The sequence below is a fragment of the Fulvivirga kasyanovii genome (genome assembly GCF_009711405.1).
GTDB classification, from domain to species: Bacteria; Bacteroidota; Bacteroidia; order Cytophagales; family Cyclobacteriaceae; genus Fulvivirga; species Fulvivirga kasyanovii.
Map to the genome: position 1 here is coordinate 1 of NZ_SMLW01000165.1, position 1456 is coordinate 1456.

Genomic DNA, 1456 nt, shown 5'->3' on the forward strand with positions numbered 1-1456 from the left:
TAGTGTCTCCCCAGAAATTCGGCTTGATCCGACCTTACCTGCACCAAAAAAACATAAATAGCTCGAGGGTCATCTTTGTTTTCCGAAAGGCCTGAATGACTTTCCAAACGACCATTACGCCTTTGTCAAATTCATAAAACAACGTACAGCAGTTGCAAAATGACCAATGCATCAGCACTTGTCAATACCCAACGTTGGGTATTTTAAGATAGACAATCAGTATTCTTCACACTTCATTTCCCAACAACGGCAACCTGAGGATCACGGCTTTATATTCATCCAGCACCCTGCTGTATTCTTCGGTGCCTGGTGGTATTTCAGGAATAAACACCCGGTTCAGGTGTGATAGCCAGTGCAGAGTACTTTCGCGGCGGATCGCTCTTTCCTTGATGTTAAACTCGGCCACATTTCCTCCCTGAAGGATGTAATAGAAGGGCTGGCTATTGTATATCTTTATTTTGCCCATGCCAGCATCAGTTAAAAGGGCAATTCACGGGATCCCTGATCAATAGCACCCGTAGCACGCCACGAAGATGTTTAAGCTGCTCCACCTGCCCTCTGAGGCTGTAATACATGAACTGAAAGTTCCTTTCATAGTCTTGTAAGGTATTCGCTTTCTGCATGATCTCGTGGAGGCCTTTTTCATAGATCAACTGGCCAAACTCCATGTTGACCTCTTCATAAGATTTGGCCAGTTGCGTAGTGTGGCGAACGAGGTCGTTAACCGCGGTCAATAGTTGTCCATAGCGTTCTACTGATTCTTCCCAGGTAGTGTTTTGTCTTTCCATAGTTTAGCAGTTTATAATGGAGCCATCGCCGGGGAGGCACTTGCTCCTCCCCCGGACGGCCGTTAACACAAACCCATATAGACGTGGGTATCGTTAAGTATCCTCTTCTTTTACAAAGCCCATAACCATACTGCCCTTTACAGCATACCTGTAGCTTTTTGACCTTCTGTCGAACACTACTGGCGCATCAAAGTCCTTTCTCAGTATTTTGAACAGGTTAAACACTGTCCTTTTCGATACCTTTAGCTTCCTGGCAAAATCCCTGGCCCTGCCTGCGTTTCCATTTTGAAGGAGACGATCCACCTGCTCTATCTTTTCAATAATCCTTACTGACTTCATTTCCATTAATGCTTCCATGGGGCTTACCTGAAACTGATATTTGTACGCAATATGCAGATCGTTCGGGAGGTGCCAATTGCTACACCTCCCTACGACCCATCAACCTAAACCATTTCAGGATTTCGTCTTAATATGTGCTTTTCCACCAACCGGCACCAGGGTACCAACTCAGCCTCCAAACCGGTGAGCATCAGGCCGGCAGCAAGGTGTGGTGCAACTTTATTTCGCGTTGATGGATAATCACATGGCAATTCTGATCGATTTGCATATATTTGATTTGGGTTAAAATCAATCTTTGTTACAAAAATCATAACAATACAAATATATAA

At 44.6% G+C, this 1456-nt stretch carries 4 protein-coding genes; all 4 read right to left on the reverse strand.

What is annotated here, in order from left to right:
• Positions 1–226: 226 nt before the first annotated feature.
• Positions 227–466, reverse strand: coding sequence for a hypothetical protein (locus E1163_RS00520; protein WP_155168572.1), 240 nt, complete (start codon positions 464–466; stop codon positions 227–229).
• Positions 467–473: 7 nt separating this feature from the next.
• Positions 474–788: a hypothetical protein gene (locus E1163_RS00525; RefSeq protein WP_155168573.1), complete on the reverse strand. Its 315-nt coding sequence runs from the start codon at positions 786–788 to the stop codon at positions 474–476.
• A 93-nt stretch (positions 789–881) separates the two neighbouring features.
• On the reverse strand, positions 882–1145 hold the full coding sequence (locus E1163_RS00530; RefSeq protein WP_155168574.1) for a hypothetical protein: 264 nt from the start codon (positions 1143–1145) through the stop codon (positions 882–884).
• Between the two features lie 86 nt (positions 1146–1231).
• A partial coding sequence (locus tag E1163_RS30870; protein WP_221417882.1) for a hypothetical protein occupies positions 1232–1456 on the reverse strand: 225 nt, incomplete at its 5' end.

Bases quoted from the DNA above. Each gene is read 5' to 3' on its own strand.
- E1163_RS00520 (WP_155168572.1), bottom strand. From the start codon at position 466: ATGGGCAAAATAAAGATATACAATAGCCAGCCCTTCTATTACATCCTT.
- E1163_RS00525 (WP_155168573.1), bottom strand. From the start codon at position 788: ATGGAAAGACAAAACACTACCTGGGAAGAATCAGTAGAACGCTATGGA.
- E1163_RS00530 (WP_155168574.1), bottom strand. From the start codon at position 1,145: ATGGAAGCATTAATGGAAATGAAGTCAGTAAGGATTATTGAAAAGATA.